The organism is Dellaglioa sp. CoH-57-MRSF-19 (assembly GCF_056781975.1).
In genome coordinates this window covers 113,178-133,234 of sequence record NZ_JBXAXW010000003.1, presented here as the reverse complement: position 1 = coordinate 133,234, position 20,057 = coordinate 113,178, and the positions used below count along the sequence as shown (strand labels likewise).

The following is a 20,057-nucleotide window of genomic DNA, read 5'->3' as shown; positions in this document are numbered from 1 at the left end:
ACATCACACTTACCCTCATCTGTTAAGTTCTTGTACACGTTTAATTTCTGTTTTAATTTTATCCGTGTACTTTAACATGCCGTTATCATAGACATCATTAATATCGTGCTTCTTAAAATCAAGATAACTACGTTCTTTTATATCATTACTTTGATCAGCATATCCTCTTTTTACTTTATTCTCGAATTCTTCAAGTGATTTTGCATAGTAATGATTAACCCTCACGTGTTCCCTTGATACAATTTTAGGTCTTTTTTCATTTGTCCATGGATATCCCCATAACCTATTTCCGTTTTCATCAGTCGTTTTACCGGCCACATCATACCAATGTGGTATTCTCATATCAATTACTAATCTAGGATTTACGATAGGTTTTGAATCTAAAATAATATCATTTTTTGATCTATTTAAAAATGTCTCAGTAACTAATCCATTTGATTTTTTAATCAAATTAGATGAGCCGAACATCACCCAACCAATTTCAATTTGAGCAACGTTTTCACTAAATTCATTTAAAAAAGAATCAATATTTTTTTCATCAATTAATACTAAATATTCATCTAAATCTAGTGTTAATAGCCATTTTGTTTCTGTCTTACAGCGCTCGACAGCATCCAGATATGCTGGTATTTGTTGCTTATCACCCGGAAAATAGATATATTCAACCACTTTACTTTTAATATACGGTTCTAAAATTTCTTTTAAATTATCAGTAGATTCGTTATCATAAATATAAAATTTTGATATACCAATAATTTTATGATATTCAATCCATTCTTGAACGTATAGTGCTTCATTTTTAATAATTGCCACTAATGACACGCTATTAATAAAATCAGTTTTTTCTTCAATTATTTTTACTTGTTTATACCTTTTATTTCCGTAGTTCATCTTATTTTTCATATACTTTATCATATTATATGCCGTAATAAAATTACGCCTAAAACTTTTTTTTATTAAATTGATAGTAACCACCTAATCACTCTCTATTAAACAAACCATATAATTATTCTTTGTGCTGTTGTATTAATTAAACTATGAAATTTATGATACAAAGAATATCTTTTAAAGATATTCTTTGTATCATAAAACTTATATGTATCTTCTAGCATTTTTTTTTCAGTATCATTTTTAATGATATTAGAAAATCTTTCATACAGAACAATATTTTCCTTTTTAATCCGACCTAATTGTTTATATCTTATTTTTAATCTACGAAAAACTTCATACAAGTGTACATTACTCTTACCAATTCCGATGACGTTATTTTCATGTTGTCTATAGTAAACCGTTACTTTATCAATGTACGTTAAATTCCCACTTGCTGAGCTGATTTTAGCAATAATTGAATCATGCATTGTTACATTTTCAATATCTTCATCTGTTAACATAAGTACTTCATCTCTTAGTTTCTTATTAATTGCTAATGCCGCTCCGGTTACTTTAAAATTGAATAATAAATCATTCAATGAATGATTATAATTTTCGCCTACTAACATTTTAGACATTTTAATATTTGTTGAAACAGCCTTTTTATCAGCAATCATAAGATCTGAAAATATAGCTTGTGTTATTTTATTGTCTAACAAATCAAATTTATCCATAAATTGCATTATTTTATCTGAAACCCAAACATCATCTTGATCAGAAAAAAAATAGTAATCAGCATCGACAACCCTAAGTAATTCAAAAAAGGAACGTTTAACACCCATATTTCCGCTTGAATAAATTATTTTTAACAAATTTTTATTTTCGTATCTTTTTAAAATATCTATTGTATTATCTGTTGAACCATCATCTCTAACATAAATCTGTATGTTATCTTCATTTTTATATTTTTGCTCAATAATACTATTTAATTGTTCCTCGACGTACTTTTCGCCATTATACGTTGACATAATCACAGCTATATTTTTCAAAAATTTACTCCTTAATTACTTTTCTTTAAACGACAATGCTAAAGCGATTTCCAATGTACTAAATATGGAATACTGTCAACAAATTCTTGTGGTACTAACACTCCATAAAACGCTATAACAGCTAATAAGAGTATCCCCACCATCATTAAATCAATCTTTAATAATATTCTACTATCAATCTCATCTTTATGCTCCCTAATTAGCGCGTATGCAATTATAATTGGTGCGAAAGAGTTACGTTGGAACCGTTGATATTGTATCGACATAACTAAAAATGGGAGTGCTACAAGACCAGTTAACGAAATTAAGAATAACAATTTCAATTTATTTTTAATCTCAGTTGATAGGCTATTAATTTTCAAAAAATAATATCCAAGTCCTAACATTGAAAAATATGATAAAGCTATTTCTATAAGCATTATTTTTGATGAACCAGCAGCATAACTTGTGTTCAGTTTATCAAACAATTGTGTCCTAGATGAATGCAATGAAACTTTCGTTATTATATTTTTCAATAAACCACTTAAACCTGGAATAAATTGTACAATTGTTAAAATTACAAAAAAACCAATAATTAATTGTACAAAAATTTTCACATATTTTTCGCTCAAAAAGCTTAAGGGAATTATTATTAAAAATATATATCCAGATGAATGCATTGATGCGCTCAATAAGATTAATCCGATGGCAATAATAATATTTTTTACATTTTTTTTCTGTAAAAAACTTAGCCCTAATAGAGCAATAGAAATCATAAAAAAATTACGTGCCTGTGTTGCCTCATTAAAAAAAGGAAAAATTGCAAAAACCCAAACAAAAGATCCTAAATTCTTTGTAAATCTTAATATTGCAACTGTCAAAATAATAAAACTAACAATAAATAATATTAATCTAAAATCAGCATATGTCACTCCGTTTGCCGCAAAAATTCGAGAAAGCCACATATAGCCCCACTCAAATTGGTGATTATATGGTGCTAAAGAACTATTATCATAATTAATAAGATAACTAGGATAATCGGTCGTCGTCATCTTACTAGCAGCACCCGCTAGCCATGCTAATATTCCGATTCCAATGAACGGAATGATATTATTTTTTTTACCATGAACATGATCCAAAAAGAAATTGGTTACTATTGCAAATAAATATGTCATATAAACTCCTAGATAGTCATTTCTTAAACAATTAATGAAATTTGCTTATGCTGTATTCCATTTTTAATTAAATTTTATGTAAATACTAACATTATTTTTTGAATAACCTTAATATTTCCTCCAAATAGAGTAAGGTATTGTGACCGTGAATATTGGTAAAAAAACCATTCTTTTTGCCAAATATTATGGCTTCGATACCCTTCTTTTCTACAAAATATTTCAACATAGTAATTCTTTTTTTTATTTTAATAGGCGAATTTGAAAATTGTAGTTCTAATTCATTAACCAATTTGGAAAATCGATCAAATTTAACTTTATATTTTTTTAAATCAATTAACTTACTTTTTATAATTGTACTTTTTTTATGTGCATCGGCACCTCTTGTAATATTAAATGAATGCATTCTATGACCATCAGTCGCACTATCTATATATCCAATCCCATCATATAATCCAGCAACTAATGCAAGCCATGCATCATGATTAACTGCTTCTATCGGGATGTTTTTTGAAATTTCTAATAAGTTACGATTAATAATCATCGTATTACCCATTAACCAGTTATGTAGAAAAATACGTTGATATGTTGGTTTATTTTTCTTTTCTACACCACTGTAGTTCACACTTCCGTCCCCCACTACTTCAAAAAACTCGTCATAATTCGTATATACAAGCTTAGGCAGTACTTTTTCGTTAGGCAGGTGTCTAATTTCATTTAATGATATCTCAATTTTATTTGTATACCATACATCATCCTGATCTGAGAACATAACATATTCATACTGGTCTGGAACGTTATTCATTAAAATTTCAAAATTTCCTAATTGGCCCTTTTCATTAATATTTAGCGAGCTATCTAGTATCGTTATTTTAGGATCTCTTTTAAAATTATCTAAAATTTTACTGGTATTATCTTTCGAAAAATCATCTCTAATAAATAGGTGCCAATTCCCATATGATTGATTCTTAATACTTTCAATTTGCTCCATTAAAAATTTTTCACCATTGTAGGTAGCCATTAAAATTGCAACGTCACTCATAATTAGATCCTCCTAATTAGCTAAAGTGTTCAGCGAATATTTTTCTTAATTGTTCTTTCGTTTCTGAAAGGCTCTCCAATGGTAACGATATGTCGTTTATAACAACTATTTTTGCCTTGGATTTTAAGGCGCGCTTTATTTTTGAAAAATCTCCATCTTCTGGCAACTTCTCAAACTTTCCAAACGAAAATCTACGTGGTTCAAAATTCCCTTTTGAAAGTTGCCAATCGCGTGCCAACCAAATATTTACATCATTTCTAGTACGAAAACGATTTTTACTAAGTTCGGCTAACAAAGCTGGTTCTTTTTGATATATTTCTTTAAATGTACTTTTCAATAAACTACTAGGCAAATGCGGTTCATACCATCCCAGAACAGACCTATATGGTAAAACTAAGAAATTTCTTACATTTTGAAACCCGTATTGCCAATTAAATATTTTAAAGAAATTCTTCTTCAAAATATTATTTTTTGAGAACCACTTATTAATAATAAGTATATTATTAAAAGGTATTAACGAAAATTCTTCCGACGGTTGAATAAGTCCCATTAATCCTACATCCTTAGGAGTCCCATCTTGAGAAAAGAAATCTGTTGGATCTACCTTGTTAGTTATAAACGTATCGTCATTAAATACGATAAAATGTTCCGATAAATTTTTAATTCTTGGAATATTCATTTCAATGACATTCGAATTAAAAGTAGGTAAATATTCTTCAGGAATAAAATCAGAATGATCAACAATTGTTAGATTTTTCATGTCCAATGGAAACTTCGGAACTTGTTTGTCGGTAATTAAAAAAATATGGTTTACCCATGGTGCAAATTTTTTTACACCTTCAAACCACCATTTAAAAATATCATAATCTCTGAAACGTTCATCCGCATTTAAATTTTTGTTTCCCGCGTACTTATTTTTTTTATTCCGCCAGATATCATCATTTCCATCAACCCATGTCACTACAAAATCAATTTTAAAATTATCACTCATGACTAAGTTCTCCTTAATATTTATTAGTGATTTTAATATTCAGATAAAAAGTGTTAATCTATTTTCAATCTTATATTTAGAGCCAAATTCTTCGTATTCTAGCCTTAAGCTCCCCATTAAATAATTGCTTAATATAATATTGGAAATATCTGCGGATACCATTAGGCCATTTTCCTTCATTATATTTCTTTATATTTTCAATAGACAACTTTTCATCTGTTATAAACTTATTAGGTACAATTAAAAAGCTATGGTCATCATTTGATATTTCAACATCAACTTGCATTTTTCTTTTTTGTAAATGAATATATTCTATCTTTTTAGTTTTAATTTTTCCGTTATCAATATAATTCATTACTAGTTCCCCATCATGCCATCTAAACACTTGATATTGTTTTCCCTCAGAAATATCAAGTGTTATAAATCGAAATGCTTTTACCCAAATATCAGCATAATAGACCTTTTCTTTATATGGATCATATATTCTCATATCTGTGTCGGGCATAAATTTTGCAGTTCCCCAAATTTCATCAAAGTGAGTTGCGTCATCAGTTGTAAATGCCTGCTTATAATTGTACGTCCCTTTTTTATGATGATCAATTTTATATGCATTATTAATTTGATTATTATTTCTATACATTTGAAAATGTCCACGAGTATTTATTTTGTCATATTTTTTTAGTATATCCTCAGATAAAAATTTTTTTAAATCTCCAAATATAGTATCAATATCCACAAATCCCCACCAATCATATCCCGAGATGTCTTCCTCAAATATTTCACCGTAAGCCGGTTTGTAGTCATTCAACTTATACGGATTATTAATTTTTATAGGAAATGTATAATGTGATCTTATTTTCGCTTGAATATCTTTAAAGTTGACTATTTTTATTTTAACATTCGGTATGGTTGTAGATATATTTTGATCAGTATATATTAGAAAATCTATCTCATTATTATATTCCGCTGATTTTAACCATAAATCAAAATAATTTGGTAATTCTCCAAAATATATAGCTATCAATACTATTTTTGTGTTTTTAATCATTGCGAATCCTTTCAATTTATAGACAACATCGCATAATTTAAATTTTAGAATATAAACTATACATAATTTCATTTACATTCTTAATACTATATTTTTTTGATACTTCAATATTGTTTTTAACAATTTTTTCGTATTCTTTATCATTGATGCCTAGTAAATTTTCTATAGCTTTCACAAACTGGGAAATATCAGTAGGATCATCCACTACACACCCGCTGATACCATTTTCTGTGTAATCTTTGATCCCCCCTAAGTAAGTACTTACTAATGGAAGACCAGTAGCCATAGCTTCTAATCCCGCTAGTCCTAATCCTTCTCGTTTAGATGGAAAAAGAGAAAAATCTGCTATATCTAAATATTGTTTAATATTTTCAGAATAACCTGTAAAAATAATCTTTTCTTCTAATCCATACTCTTTCACTTTTTTTTCTAATAAATCTCTTTGATCTCCAACACCGCATATAATATATGTAATATCAATTTTATCTTTCAATTTATTTACTGCTTCTATTCCCACAATATGATTTTTCCGCTTAGATAATTCACCTACAGAAATCATCACTTTACTATTCTTACTTATCTTTAAATCAGTTTTCAATTCATCGATATTAGTTGATTGTTCTCGTAATTGTTCCCATTTTATTCCAACGCCAGGCACATGTAAAACTTCTTTTATACCAAAAGATTTTCCAATTGAGTAATCTTCATTGTTGATTGTTATTAAAATATCCGTATATTTAGATAAGTAACGTTCTATAGGATAAAATAATATCCAATCTTTTTTCGGCCCGCCCTTAAAGAACTGAAAGCCATGTGCCGTATAAACAATTTTAGTTTCTTTATTATTTTTAAAAACTAATCTAGTTAATACACTTCCCATCGGTGAATGGCAATGCACAAAATTATAGGTAGTTGTACTTGCTAATTTTTCAAGCTGATTATATGCTTTTTTATTTGCTTTTATTGAACCAATTCCTCTTAAAAAGTCAATTTGATGACAAATTATATTTTTTCCTTCAAGCTTCTTTTTTAAGGAATTAGCCATATCATCTGGTATAGTTCCAGCGGAATAAAAGTTAGTTGCAACTTCCACATTATATCCTAATTCTTGTAATATTCTGATATTATCCATATTAAATTGTTCAATCATTGAAGCAACCGACGCAACGATTAAAACTTTTTTCATTTCTTATCCTCCATTAAAATTTTCGTTATCGTATTTTCTAATGTAAGTCCTAATGTATATTCGAAAGAGCACTCGCTAATTTTTTTATCATAAACTTTACTACCATATATTTTATTAAAAACACGAAACTTCCTTGATAATAGAGAAATAAGCGGATTAAAAATAGAGATAAAGTATACTTTCTTTCTTAATAATTTCCTTGTTACTTTGATTACATCGCTTGTAGAAACATATTCTTTATTTTGAGGGAAATAAAGGCCTGATGCATCATTAATAATTATCTGTTTGATAAATTCTGTTAATACATCTACATAAATCATACTTCGTTCATTGTTAATACTTGGGAAAATCAGGGATTTCTCAGCTAACTTCAGTAGCCTTGGAAAATTACCCTTACTATTCGGTCCGTAAACCATCGGAGTTCTGATAACAACCGTTTTAAAGTTATCGTCTGCTAATTTTTGAATTTCTACATCTGCCTGTAGCTTACTATCACCATAAAAATCAATTGGGTTCATTATTGTCTCTCGAGTAATTATATTAGTATTTTGTAGTCCATTTTTTTCACCATATACTATCATACTTGATAAAAAAATAAATTGTTTCACTCCCTCAGATTTAGCTTTTTTAGCCAAATTAATTGCGAGATCTCTATTTACTTTATAATATTGATCCTCCATACTCGGATCCGAAGATACATGTGCAATACCCGCAACATTAAGTACTACATCATATAGACCAAAATTTTTTCCTCTCCATTTATCATCTCGAACGCTCATCATATCAACTGATATATCTTCCGATTCTGATTTATTAATCCAGCTTTTAAATGCCCCTCCAATATAACTATGTGCACCGGTTATCAAAACTCGTTTAGTCATCACTCTTACCTTCCTTTACACCATCACTCTTTAAAACTGATGTAATTGTTCCAAAAAAAATTTTTAAATCTTCTGAAAAAGATAAAAGTTGCACGTAATCACCATCAATTTTTGATTTCTCAGCAATAGATAATTCATCTCTCCCACTAATTTGTGCTAATCCAGTTAACCCTGGGTAAACGTTATTAGCGCCGTACTTTTCACGTTCGTTAATTAAATCTTCTTGACTCCAAAGTGCTGGTCGAGGACCAACGATACTCATCTTACCTGTTAAAATATTAATAATTTGTGGTAATTCGTCAAGACTCGTTTTTCGTAAAATTTTACCCGAGCGAGTAATGAAAGCATCCGGATCTTTCAATAAGTGAGTAGGTACATCAGGTGTATCAGTTCTCATCGTCCTAAATTTTAAAATACCAAAGTAGGTTTTATTAATACTTACCCGCTTTTGTACAAAGAAAATAGGGCCTTTCGAATCGACTTTAACAATAATTGCGATAATTAAAAAAATAGGCGATAAAAGTACAAGGCCTACTAAAGAAATAACAAAATCAATTGTTCTTTTAAAATATTTTTTATACATTAACGCATACCTTCCGAATCAATTGAGGGTTCACCATTATGAGTATGTGCATATCTAATAACTTCTTTTTTCAAAGCAGTACCAGTTAACGGCTCTACACTCTTAACAAAACTCATAATTTCATCAATCTTGTATGGTGTTACTTTACCCAAGAAAATTTTTTCAAATACTTGCTCTTGCTGTTTTTCACTACTTACTAATAATTCTTCATACAGTTTCTCTCCAGGTCTCATACCTGACTCAACAATATCAATATCGTTTTCAGTATATCCACTTAATTTAATCATTTTTCGTGCTAAATCAACAATTTTAACCGGTTTACCCATATCTAAGATAAATAGTTCTCCACCTTTAGATAGCGTCCCCGCTTGAATCACTAAACGGCTAGCTTCAGGAATTGTCATAAAGAATCTTGTCATTCTAAGATCAGTAACAGTAACTGGTCCACCTTTAGCTATCTGTTTCTTAAACAGTGGTACAACACTACCACGGCTACCAAGAACATTACCAAAACGAACAACGGCGAATTTTGTATGACCTGGTTCATTCAAACTAGTTACAATCATTTCAGCGAGACGTTTCGTTGCCCCCATAATATTAGGCGGATTTACTGCTTTATCAGTTGAAATCATTACAAATGATTTCACATTTGCAGACTTAGCAGCTTCAGCAACATTTTTCGTACCATAAACATTATTTTTAATGGCTTCAGTTGGGTTAGCTTCCATTAATGGTACATGTTTGTGTGCTGCAGCATGATAGACTATTTCTGGTTTATATTGTGCCATTAAGTCAAAAATATGTGCCCGGTCTTGAACATCCGCAATAATCGGCACAATTTCAATTTTCCCAGCATAAAGATTTTTTAATTCTTGATGAATCAAATAAATTGAATTTTCTCCATGTCCTAGTAAAATTAGTCGTTTAGGACCAAATTTGCTAACCTGTCGACAAATTTCTGAACCAATAGAGCCACCCGCTCCTGTAACTAAAATTGTTTTACCATATATTTTGCTTTCAATCTTAGCCATATCAAGTTTAATCTCTTGTCGACCCAGTAAATCAACAACGTCAATCTCATGCATTTTTCTAGAATCACTATTGTCTTCTAACATATCTTCAAAACTTGACATGCGATTAATTTTAACTTTTAGAGGATTTAAAATATCTAACAAGTCCTCGTAATTATGGGGACTTAATGAAGGAATAGCAATTGAGACCTGTTCAACATCGTATTCTTCGACAATCATTGGAATTTCTTGGAAAGTTCCCAAAACTTTCTTACCCATCATCCACATTTTTTGTTTTTGAATATCATTATCGACGTATCCAATAACATTCAAGTCGGCATTATCTCTTTGTATTCTTTCCATTAAAGCTTCTGCGCCATCCCCTGCACCGACTATTAATGTTGTAATTAATGTTTCTGATTCTTCATTATTAAAGATATTTTCAACAAGATAGCGCCATGCAAATCGGCTGCCACCAATAAAAAGGAGGGCCAGTAAATAAGTTAATATTCCAAAACGAATACTATAATTTGAACTTATGAAAAAATAACTAATATTACTAATAACTGCTGTAATTGTTATTGCAATAAAAATTGCAATTATTTCTTTAAAGCTAGCATACCTATTAATTTTAGAAAAGAGGTTTAATGAGTATCCAATTATTAGGTATAAAATCAAACATATACACCCAAATTCCAATAAATCAGAGTTACTAAAACTAATATACGGCCCTAAAAATAACCTCGATAATGAAATTGAAACTACCCAAATCAAACTATCCAATCCAGTTAAAACAACCTGTTTACTTTTCCTAGTCACCTATAATCCCTGCTTCCTTAAATTATCCTACGTCTACTTAATTATTATTTATAATAGCCATAATACCCACCATAATAACCTGACTCATCACTACCTGAAACATCATTCAAAATCGTCCCAATGATTCTTGCATGAACGGTATCTAATAATTCTTTTGCTTTCAAAACGGCACCTTTATTTGCCACACCTTGTCTCACAACTAAAATTGTACCATCAACTTTTGTTGCAACAATTTGTGCATCTGTTACAGAAATTAATGGTGGTGTATCGATGATAACCATATCCATTTGTTCAGCGACAGCTGTAATTAAAGAATCCATCCGTTTTGTATTCAATAATTCTGAAGGGTTCGGTGGAGTAGGACCTGCAGGCATAACATATAAATTTTCAATTGGTGTTTCTTCAACTGCTTTTGCAACATCAATACTTTTTTCAGTCAAACAATTTGTAAGCCCGGTTTCATTACTCAAACCAAAAGTTTGATGCGCAGTTGGTCTACGCATATCGGCATCAATTAACAATACTTTCAGTCCTTGATTAGCATATGTTACAGCAAGATTAGTTATAACTGTTGACTTGCCTTCTGATGGACCTGATGATGTCGCCATAATAACTTTCATTTCTTTATCAACACTTGAAAATTGGATATTCGTACGTACAGTCCTAAATTGTTCTGCAATCGTTGATGTTGGTTGAGTAACAGTAATTAATCCAACACCGTTATCAATACTATCAGTTGATAACTTTTTATCTTTTTTTAATAAACTCATCATTCAATAACCCCTTATCTATTTTAATTAGTATGCTTTCTTTTTCTTGGTGTTGATTGTCCAAAAAGTCCTTGACTCTTATTAGTTTCGTCAATATGGTTAATCATACCTAAGTTTGAAAGACCAAGATCTGTCAAAAAATCAGCGTTTTTAACTGTTTTATCAAAAAGTTCTATTGCGAATGCAATCCCAATTCCGATAAGCCCCCCTAGTAACAGACCTATTAATACATTCATCTTTTTATTAGGTGATACTGCATTAGGTTTTGCAACTGCATCAGCAACAATTGTTACATTATTAACTTTCATCACTTTTTTTATTTTATTTTTAAACGTATCAGCAACAGAGTTTGCAATATCAGCCGCGCGATATGCATTAGTATCTTTAACAGTTACACTAAAAACCTGTGAATTTTCTTGATTTGATATACTTATCTGATTTTTTAAATCATCACTCGTACCAACGAAATTATCTTTTTTAGCAATTTCTTTTCTCACAGGATCTAGTACAATTTTATTTTGAATAATGTCTTTATACGTATTAATCATTTGGACATCTGCTTGCTGTGTATTGTAAGCAGCCCCTACATTATTGGCAGTTTCTGTTCTATTAACTAATATTTGAACAGTCGAGTTATATTTTGGCGTCATAAAGAACATGGTTACAAAAAATGCTAATAGTGCCCCCGCAATTATTAACCCAATAATTAATTTAAGATGTTTCTTTAAAATGCTAAAAACTTGTTCAAGATTGATTGTCTCTTCCATTGATATAATTCTCCTAGTCTAAGTCTAATTGTTTTCTGATCATGTTGGATACTTTCGTTACTTGTGCTGATGGAACAACTTCATACGACACACCATTTATCATTTGTGATTGTCCTTGAAGTTGAACATCTTTAATTGTGCCTATAGCACTACGATACTGAGTCACTATTTTTTTCATATCAGAAAATTTCAAATTTGTTTTCATATTGCTCTCAAGTACACTCAAAATTGCTTGATAATTTGTGACACCATCAATAGAAGCTATTTTTTTACCTAATTCAGTCACAACCGAGCGTTGTCTTTTTTGACGCCCGTAATCACCATTAGGATCAGAATGTCTCATTCTAGAAAAGTCTAAAACATTACTTTCAGTTAACTCAATATCACCTTTTACGTATTGATGCCTTCCCGCTGAAAAAGCAAATGGATTATTGACCGTAATTGGACCAACGGCACCCGTTAATTCTTCCAGGCCCTTCATATTCATCTGAACATAGTAATCAATTGGAATATTTAAATAGTTTTGAATAGTATCCATCGCTAAGGAAACATCCCCATAAGCATATGCAGCATTTAATTTATTATCTGTCCCGTGACCTGTAATCGGAATCTTCGTATCACGAGGTAAACTCGTTAATGTCGTCAAGTTTGTTTTAGGATTAATTGTCGCAACCATCATTGTATCCGATCGACCTTGATCTGTTCTCCCATCTTCGCCCGTATCAACACCCAAAATTAAAACTGAGAAAGGCGCCTCTTTATCAAGAGAGACACTCCCGGTTGTTCGTTTACTTTTAACATTTACTTTTTGATATGTATTATCTACAACGTCTTTTGCATCTAGATAAACCTTCGCCATCAACACACCACCAATAACCAATAGTGCGGCAACGACGATTCCGACACCAATCCCCCATTTTTTCAGTGTACTCATTTTTTTCTTTTTATGATGATGCTTCTTGTGGCTACCTTGGTGTTTAATATTATCTTCACTCATAATTAATTACCCCTAAATTTTTTAGATGTATACAATGACACAATAATTTATTATACATGTTACCAGACTTAAATGAAACTTAAAATCGTTTGTCTAATCATTGTTTAATCTTATTGTCAACTGATATGATATTCTAAACATTTTGACCACGCTTTCAAAGTTGTAGTGCTCTACACTTTTAATTATACGTTATATTTAAAAGTATTATATTTCATTTTTAATACAGAAAAAGAACATCATTAATTATGTTCTCTTTTTGAAGTCCCTATTACTTGTTAAAACTATATCATAACTTAATTTCTTTTTTATAATCAGTGATTTTTATAAAAACAGCACTAACGCAACTAATTATCCAAGTGGCTAGAACGATGATTAAACTAATTCTTGTTATTATTTTCGTATGATAACCAATGACTAACCTATTTGTACCTATTTTAGTTGCTTTAACGGTTGGACTACCCATAGTTGACAAGGTCATTTTTTTAGGATCAAGGCTATTACCATTTAATTGAACAGTTGAATTATTATAGACTATCGCGGGTAAAGAAATCTCATTTCCTTTTTTTGTTGCGTTCCAACTCAGACTTAACTTTCCTTCACTATTAATCGTTTTACTTACTTCATCTTTATTTTTTTTCATGTCTAATCGATAATCATGATAAGGACGTTCACTTAATACTCGATTATTAGGTAAATAGTCTGGCGATGCCTTGGTAATCAACTTTAAACCATCATCTAGATTTGAACTCATAAATGCTTTGGTAATCTGTTCGTTACTCGTATTATCTGCGATATCAACATTATTGGGAGAAACTATCGACTGATTAGTATGCCATGCTTCATTACTTTTTTGAATTTCTAAATACGATTGTACTCCGACAACAAGACCTCCAACAATTAAGAATAGATCAATATACTTCCGATAATTTTTAAATGAACTACTTGATAGTGTTGCACTAAAACCCGCTAATAATAAAACTACAGCGAACCCTTCAAAGCGACGTGGGTATTGCAAGAAACTTTGTATTGATGGGATAACCTGGGCTAAATCCGTCCAAGGAACTAATTTTGACGTTAAGACTAAGAAAACTAAACCTAAACTAGTTACTACTTTATTAGTAACCGTAAATTTTGCTTGTTTTATAAACAATAAACTAATTTGTACTACAAATATGAAGCTCATAACCAAACCAATTTTAGTAAGCGTTGGCCCCCCCATCGATAAATTCATAGTTGAATTGGACATCATCACATTAACGTGCGGTGCGTATAATTTATTGTTTGCGAAAACATCTAACATGGCACCCCAAACATTAAATGTCAGAACTAACGATAATAACCCCGCCCAAAAACAGGTTAATAATAGTTTCGATTTTTGATTCGTTTGAATAAAACCAACTATAAAAAAAACGAATAGGACACCAATCGACATCAAGGCACTTAAAACATGTACCTGTATCATTACCGACATGGTTAACGCTAAGGGTAGAATTCGCAATCCTTCTGCGTTATTTTTGATCATTTTAACACCCATTAAAACAACTAGTGGCACTAGCATGATACCCCAAGCCATAAAATTTTGCTCAGTTGACCATCGCGCAATCCACAAGCTACCCATAAAAAGAACAGCCATTAATAGTGAGATATCTTTGGTCGAAGTTATTTCTTTAGCTAGTAAATACATTGAGTAACCACTAATAAAGAAAATTAAAAAAGAAGAAATAACCTGAAAATTAAACCAACTATGTACGAGTAGTAGCAACCCACCTAGCAGATAAGCAAATCCAGGCCCATACACAGCATTGATAATCCGACCACTTTGTTGAAACCCGTAATTTGTTTGGAAATAGTTAAAATTGCCTGTTTTAAATTGCATATAGATATCGTAAATACGATTAAAATGAAATAAAGAATCAGAACCTAAAACTAAACTATGTGCGAGTATCTGAGGTAAGACTAAAAACAAGCTCACACTAAACATAACAATAAATACACCGACATGATTTTTTAAATTAATCGACTTATTTTTCAATTAACTTACCTCCCCTAACGATTTATAATATTTTATTTTTTCTTACTAAATCGACTTTTATATTGCTTAAATAAGCTATTTAGCTGAATAGATTGTGCTTCAACTTCACCATGTCGAACAATAGCAATCGATGCATTAAGAACAGCACCTAGCATGATTATCCATGCCCCAAAATCCAGCCAGAATAACATAATCATTACTGTTCCGATTGCACCATAACTACTAAAAGCGCCACCGAAATACTGCACGTATATCGAAAATACTTGGGTCAATAAAATCCACCCAATGGTTGTCAAAATTGCCCCTGGTAAAACTGCCCTGAACCTAAGTCTTGCACTAGGTAATATCCGATAAAGTAATAAAATAATAATAAAAATACCGATTAAGGCGACAGGCCATTTAACCGTGGTAATCACAGTTAAAAATTCTCCCGGCAAATGTAAAATGGGTGTCAACACCTCAACTACTATTTGACTGAACCCAAAGAACAAAATAATAGCACCTAAGGAGATAACTAACCCAATCGTTAACACAAACGATACAATTCGCCCAACAATTGGATTTTGCTTCGTTTCAACACTATAGGCATGGTTGAAACTTTTCTTCAATGCATTAATCCCCTTACTTGTCGTCCATAACGTTACGACAGCACCAATTGACAATAATCCACCATTTCCATTTTTCAGAAACGATTCAATAAACGGTGCTAAAATGCTATATATCGCGGATGGCATCACAACTTTTACATATTCTAAAATAACGGACACCTTTAAATGAAGCATTGGTATTAAATTACCAATAAAAATAATTGCTGGAAAAATCGATAATAACGTATAGTACGCAATAATAACCGAAGAATTACTAACATCGGCATTAATAAATTGTGTTTTAAATATTTTAATAAACTGAACGAACTTACTTTTCATACGATTCCTCCGCGAAATACATCTATATAAGAATAAATTGTATCACATTTAGACAAAAAAATAGATTGAGCATTTAAAATCAGCCCAATCTTCTAATTTTATTATAATTTTTTAGATAACTCTTTAATGTATTCTCTAAGTTCATCCTTAACTTCTGGATGTTTCAAACCAAAATCAATACTTGTTTTTAAATAACCGAATTTATTTCCAACATCATAACGATCACCTTTAAATTCATGCGCGAATACACGTTGCACTTTATTTAAACGATCAATAGCATCAGTCAATTGGACTTCATTACCTTCACCAGGTTCTTGTGTTTCTAACATCCCGAAGATTTCTGGTGTTAACAAGTAACGACCAATAATAGCTAAATCACTTGGTGCTTCATCAACAGCTGGTTTTTCAACAAATTTTTCAACATCATATAGCCCTTTTGACACTTCACTTTGTGGTGCAATAACCCCATATTTTGATACTTCTTTATGTGGGACTTCCATTACAGCCAATGTTGAAGCATGTGTTTCTTCATAGCGATCCATCAATTGTTTTGTTAATGGTACCTTATCTTGCATGATATCATCACCCAACATAACAACAAAGGGTTCATCACCAACAAAGTCTTTAGCCATTAAAACAGCATCCCCTAAACCTCTAGGATGTGACTGGCGAATAAAGAACAAATTAATATCAGTTGTTTGCTCAACCATTTTTAATTGTTCTAATTTACCTTTAGCTTTAAGATTAGCTTCCAATTCAGGTACTGAATCAAAATGATCTTCAATTGGGCGTTTCCCTTTACCCGTAACAATTAAAATATCTTCAATCCCTGCTGCTTTAGCTTCTTCAACAATGTACTGTATCGTTGGTTTATCCACGATAGGTAACATTTCTTTAGCCATTGCTTTTGTTGCTGGTAAAAATCTAGTTCCCAAACCTGCTGCAGGTATAATTGCTTTTCTAACTTTCATAATTAACTTCTCCTTTTTTTCTTTATACGATATACAAAATCCCATTAATTTATCTCAAACTCTACGAATATTACAATTCTATCATGAATCCGCTACATTATACAAAAAAACTGCTAAACAATTAAGTTAGCAGTTCATTGTAGCTATCTATTTTATAAATATTTCGCATCAAATTCTGGATCTTGAGAGGTTAAAATCTTAGGACCATCTTTTGTGATAACAATAACATGTTCATATTGACACGACAAACTACCGTCAGCAGTTCTTGTTGTCCAACCGTTAGGATCATCACTTTCTGATTCCCAACCGCCAATATTAATCATGGGTTCAATAGTAATTGTCATCCCTTCTTTAAGACGTAATCCTTTACCAGCTTGACCATAATGAGGTACGGAAGGACTTTCATGCATGGTAGGTCCAATGCCATGTCCAACGTATTCGCGAACATCACCATAGCCCATTTGGTCTTCAGTATAAGTTTGGATAGCATGACCAATATCACCAATACGGTTACCAATAACGGCTTGATCAATTCCTAAGTAAAGGGCTTTATGCGTTACTGCCATTAATTTATCAATTTCTGGTGTAGATTCACCAACAACATAACTCCAACAAGAATCGCTCATTGCGCCATGTAAACTAACAACTGTATCTACTTTAACTAAATCATTATCTTTTAAAATTAACCCTTTACGTGGGAAAGCATGACAAATTTCATCATTAATGCTGACACAAGTCGCATATTTATAGCCTTCAAAGCCAATTTGTTCAGCAACACCACCATGGCTTTCAATATACTTACGTGAGAAAGTTTCAATTTCCCAACTAGAAATACCTGGTTTTATAATATCTCGTAATCCCTTATGCATCCCTGCAATAATAGCACCTGAAGCACGCATTTCTTCAATTTCGCGTTCTGATTTTAATGTGATCATTTAATTTGTTTCCTCCTATAATAAATAATTCTTCTCAACTATTATACCGCAATTGTATAGAATTTGTTACGAGATACTCAATTCCTTTCACAATCGTTTTTTTATCTGATATACTTTAACTACTATTTTAATATGGAAGAAGGAATTTAGTTTGGTTTCAGCTAAAGTTATTTTTGCAACAATTACAGGTAATAATGAAGACATCGCTGACATTATTACCGAAGCATTTGAAAATTTAGGTGCAACAGTTGAGATGGAAGAAATCTCACAATCAGATGCATCTGATTTAACTAACTTCGATATCAGCGTTGTCGTTCCTTATACTTATGACGAAGGCTCACTTCCTGATGAAGGCATGGACTTTTATGAAGACTTACAGGAGCTTGATTTAACCGGTAAATTATTCGGTGTTGCCGGTTCTGGCGATACATTTTATGGTGAGTTTTTTGGAACTGCTGTTGATAAGTTTGGTTCAGCTTTCGAAGAAGCAGGCGCAACAAAGGGTTCAGCTAATCTAAAAATCGATTTAGCACCTGAAGAAGAAGATATCACTAAATTAGAAGCTTTTGCTAAAGAGCTATTTGATAAAGTAACTAGCAGTGAAAACTAGTCATGAATAAAATAAATGAATTATTTCATAAACATTATGCCCTAATTTCGTATTTAATTTTTGGTGGTCTAACAACCCTAATTAACATCGTTACTTTTGTTGTTTTCCAATCATACCTTAGTGTAAATTATCAATTTGCAAACGTAATTGCATGGTTTGTTTCGGTTGTTTTTGCATTCGTCACTAATAAGCTTTGGGTATTTGGCTCAAAGAACACTCATGTTTCAGGTTTAATACGTGAAGTTTTATCTTTCTTTGGCTTTAGACTTCTATCATTAGTCATTGATCAATTAATTATGACAATTGGTGTTTCTGTTTTACACTTAGATGCATCACTCGTTAAGTTATTTGATCAAATTTTCATCGTTTTAATTAATTATATTTTTAGTAAGTTATTTATTTTCAAAAAATCATAAAATAAAATTCAGTAAATTCATCCTAGGGGGCACTTTATTTATGACAACCAAAGTTCTTTCAATCGTTGTGCCATGTTACAACGAACAAGAATCTATTCCGCTTTTTTTTGATGCGGTTGAAAAGGAGTCTATCAATTTACCAGATATCCGATTAGAATATTGGTTTATTAATGATGGTTCATCTGATAACAGCCTCAAAGAAATGCGCCAATTACAAAAAGATCATCCAGCAACAGTCCATTATGCTTCATTTTCACGAAATTTTGGAAAAGAAGCTGCTTTATATTGTGGCTTACAAAAAGCGACTGGCGATTACGTAACTGTTATGGACGTTGATTTACAAGATCCAACCAGCTTTTTGCCTAAGATGTTAGCTATTTTAGAAGATCCAGAAAATGACTACGACTGTGTGGGGACACGTCGGACAACTCGTCAAGGTGAACCTGTGATTCGCTCTGCATTCGCTACTCTTTTCTACAAATTAATAAATCGCATCTCAGATACTGAGATTGTTAATGGTGCCCGCGATTATCGCTTAATGACCCGTCAAATGGTTGATGCTGTCTTATCAATGTCAGAATACAATCGTTTTTCAAAAGGTATCTTCAGTTGGGTTGGTTTTAATACGGAATACTTAGAATACACAAATCAAGAACGTGTTGCTGGTAAAACAAGTTGGAATTTCTGGGGCTTATTCAAATATTCATTAGACGGTATCATAGCCTTTTCAGAAGTACCTCTTTCAATTGCAACATTTGTTGGTTTCCTATCATTTGTTGGCTCTCTTTTTGCAATTATCTTTATTATTATTAGAGCGTTACTCTATGGTGATCCAACAGCTGGCTGGCCATCAACGATTTCAGTTATCTTAATGATGGGTGGCATTCAATTGTTTTGTATTGGGATTCTTGGTAAATACTTAGGTAAAATTTTCTTAGAAGTCAAAAACAGACCCGTCTATATTATTAAAGAATCAGACGTCTTCAGTTCAAAAAAGGATTAA

The 20,057-nt window shown here is 31.4% G+C and carries 20 protein-coding genes; 3 read left to right on the top strand and 17 right to left on the bottom strand.

Features of this window, described 5'->3' with window-relative positions:
- Positions 1–15 precede the first annotated feature (15 nt).
- The 17 genes from AC1RO3_RS04365 to map all read right to left on the bottom strand — a co-directional run bounded on the left by AC1RO3_RS04365 (position 16) and on the right by map (position 18,028).
- Positions 16–903, bottom strand: coding sequence for a glycosyltransferase family 92 protein (locus AC1RO3_RS04365; RefSeq protein ID WP_481761534.1), 888 nt, complete (start codon positions 901–903; stop codon positions 16–18).
- 86 nt (positions 904–989) lie between these two features.
- Entirely contained in the window at positions 990–1,919 is a 930-nt protein-coding gene (locus AC1RO3_RS04360) for a glycosyltransferase family 2 protein (protein WP_481761535.1), read from the bottom strand.
- Between the two features lie 38 nt (positions 1,920–1,957).
- The gene (locus AC1RO3_RS04355; protein ID WP_481761536.1) at positions 1,958–3,073 is read right to left on the bottom strand and encodes an EpsG family protein; all 1,116 of its coding nucleotides are present in this window, start codon (positions 3,071–3,073) and stop codon (positions 1,958–1,960) included.
- 91 nt (positions 3,074–3,164) lie between these two features.
- Positions 3,165–4,112 (bottom strand): glycosyltransferase, encoded by a 948-nt coding sequence (locus AC1RO3_RS04350; RefSeq protein ID WP_481761537.1) that lies wholly within the window; start codon positions 4,110–4,112, stop codon positions 3,165–3,167.
- A gap of 16 nt (positions 4,113–4,128) precedes the next feature.
- Positions 4,129–5,103 (bottom strand): Stealth CR1 domain-containing protein, encoded by a 975-nt coding sequence (locus AC1RO3_RS04345; protein WP_481761538.1) that lies wholly within the window; start codon positions 5,101–5,103, stop codon positions 4,129–4,131.
- Positions 5,104–5,179: 76 nt separating this feature from the next.
- Positions 5,180–6,151 carry a DUF6625 family protein gene (locus tag AC1RO3_RS04340; protein WP_481761539.1) on the bottom strand — a complete coding sequence of 324 codons (972 nt, stop codon included), beginning with the start codon at positions 6,149–6,151 and terminating at the stop codon, positions 5,180–5,182.
- A gap of 37 nt (positions 6,152–6,188) precedes the next feature.
- Positions 6,189–7,337 carry a glycosyltransferase gene (locus tag AC1RO3_RS04335; protein WP_481761540.1) on the bottom strand — a complete coding sequence of 383 codons (1,149 nt, stop codon included), beginning with the start codon at positions 7,335–7,337 and terminating at the stop codon, positions 6,189–6,191.
- Positions 7,334–8,218 (bottom strand): NAD-dependent epimerase/dehydratase family protein, encoded by an 885-nt coding sequence (locus AC1RO3_RS04330; RefSeq protein ID WP_481761541.1) that lies wholly within the window; start codon positions 8,216–8,218, stop codon positions 7,334–7,336. Before AC1RO3_RS04330 ends, AC1RO3_RS04335 begins: the two co-directional genes overlap by 4 nt.
- A complete protein-coding gene (locus tag AC1RO3_RS04325) occupies positions 8,211–8,801 on the bottom strand; it encodes a sugar transferase (RefSeq protein WP_481761542.1) in 591 nt (196 codons plus the stop codon). The genes AC1RO3_RS04330 and AC1RO3_RS04325 overlap by 8 nt, the downstream gene beginning before the upstream one ends.
- Positions 8,801–10,630 carry a polysaccharide biosynthesis protein gene (locus tag AC1RO3_RS04320; RefSeq protein WP_481761543.1) on the bottom strand — a complete coding sequence of 610 codons (1,830 nt, stop codon included), beginning with the start codon at positions 10,628–10,630 and terminating at the stop codon, positions 8,801–8,803. Before AC1RO3_RS04320 ends, AC1RO3_RS04325 begins: the two co-directional genes overlap by 1 nt.
- Before the next feature lie 44 nt (positions 10,631–10,674).
- Positions 10,675–11,400 carry a CpsD/CapB family tyrosine-protein kinase gene (locus AC1RO3_RS04315; RefSeq protein ID WP_481761629.1) on the bottom strand — a complete coding sequence of 242 codons (726 nt, stop codon included), beginning with the start codon at positions 11,398–11,400 and terminating at the stop codon, positions 10,675–10,677.
- A gap of 23 nt (positions 11,401–11,423) precedes the next feature.
- The gene (locus AC1RO3_RS04310) at positions 11,424–12,167 is read right to left on the bottom strand and encodes a YveK family protein (RefSeq protein ID WP_481761544.1); all 744 of its coding nucleotides are present in this window, start codon (positions 12,165–12,167) and stop codon (positions 11,424–11,426) included.
- Positions 12,168–12,180: 13 nt separating this feature from the next.
- Positions 12,181–13,164 carry an LCP family glycopolymer transferase gene (locus AC1RO3_RS04305; RefSeq protein WP_481761545.1) on the bottom strand — a complete coding sequence of 328 codons (984 nt, stop codon included), beginning with the start codon at positions 13,162–13,164 and terminating at the stop codon, positions 12,181–12,183.
- A 286-nt stretch (positions 13,165–13,450) separates the two neighbouring features.
- Positions 13,451–15,196, bottom strand: coding sequence for an MFS transporter (locus AC1RO3_RS04300; protein ID WP_481761546.1), 1,746 nt, complete (start codon positions 15,194–15,196; stop codon positions 13,451–13,453).
- Positions 15,197–15,228: 32 nt separating this feature from the next.
- On the bottom strand, positions 15,229–16,122 hold the full coding sequence (locus AC1RO3_RS04295; RefSeq protein WP_481761547.1) for a YihY/virulence factor BrkB family protein: 894 nt from the start codon (positions 16,120–16,122) through the stop codon (positions 15,229–15,231).
- A 101-nt stretch (positions 16,123–16,223) separates the two neighbouring features.
- The gene (gene galU, locus AC1RO3_RS04290) at positions 16,224–17,093 is read right to left on the bottom strand and encodes a UTP--glucose-1-phosphate uridylyltransferase GalU (RefSeq protein ID WP_481761548.1); all 870 of its coding nucleotides are present in this window, start codon (positions 17,091–17,093) and stop codon (positions 16,224–16,226) included.
- A 152-nt stretch (positions 17,094–17,245) separates the two neighbouring features.
- Entirely contained in the window at positions 17,246–18,028 is a 783-nt protein-coding gene (gene map, locus AC1RO3_RS04285) for a type I methionyl aminopeptidase (RefSeq protein WP_409022111.1), read from the bottom strand.
- 151 nt (positions 18,029–18,179) lie between these two features.
- On the opposite strand from map, the gene AC1RO3_RS04280 reads away from it, so the two are divergent.
- Genes AC1RO3_RS04280 through AC1RO3_RS04270 form a run of 3 tightly spaced genes read left to right on the top strand, consistent with a single transcriptional unit; the run spans position 18,180 to position 20,057 of the window.
- Entirely contained in the window at positions 18,180–18,638 is a 459-nt protein-coding gene (locus AC1RO3_RS04280; RefSeq protein ID WP_481761549.1) for a flavodoxin, read from the top strand.
- A 2-nt stretch (positions 18,639–18,640) separates the two neighbouring features.
- Positions 18,641–19,054: a GtrA family protein gene (locus tag AC1RO3_RS04275; RefSeq protein ID WP_481761550.1), complete on the top strand. Its 414-nt coding sequence runs from the start codon at positions 18,641–18,643 to the stop codon at positions 19,052–19,054.
- 40 nt (positions 19,055–19,094) lie between these two features.
- Complete coding sequence (locus tag AC1RO3_RS04270; protein WP_481761551.1) at positions 19,095–20,057, top strand: glycosyltransferase family 2 protein; 963 nt, start codon at positions 19,095–19,097, stop codon at positions 20,055–20,057.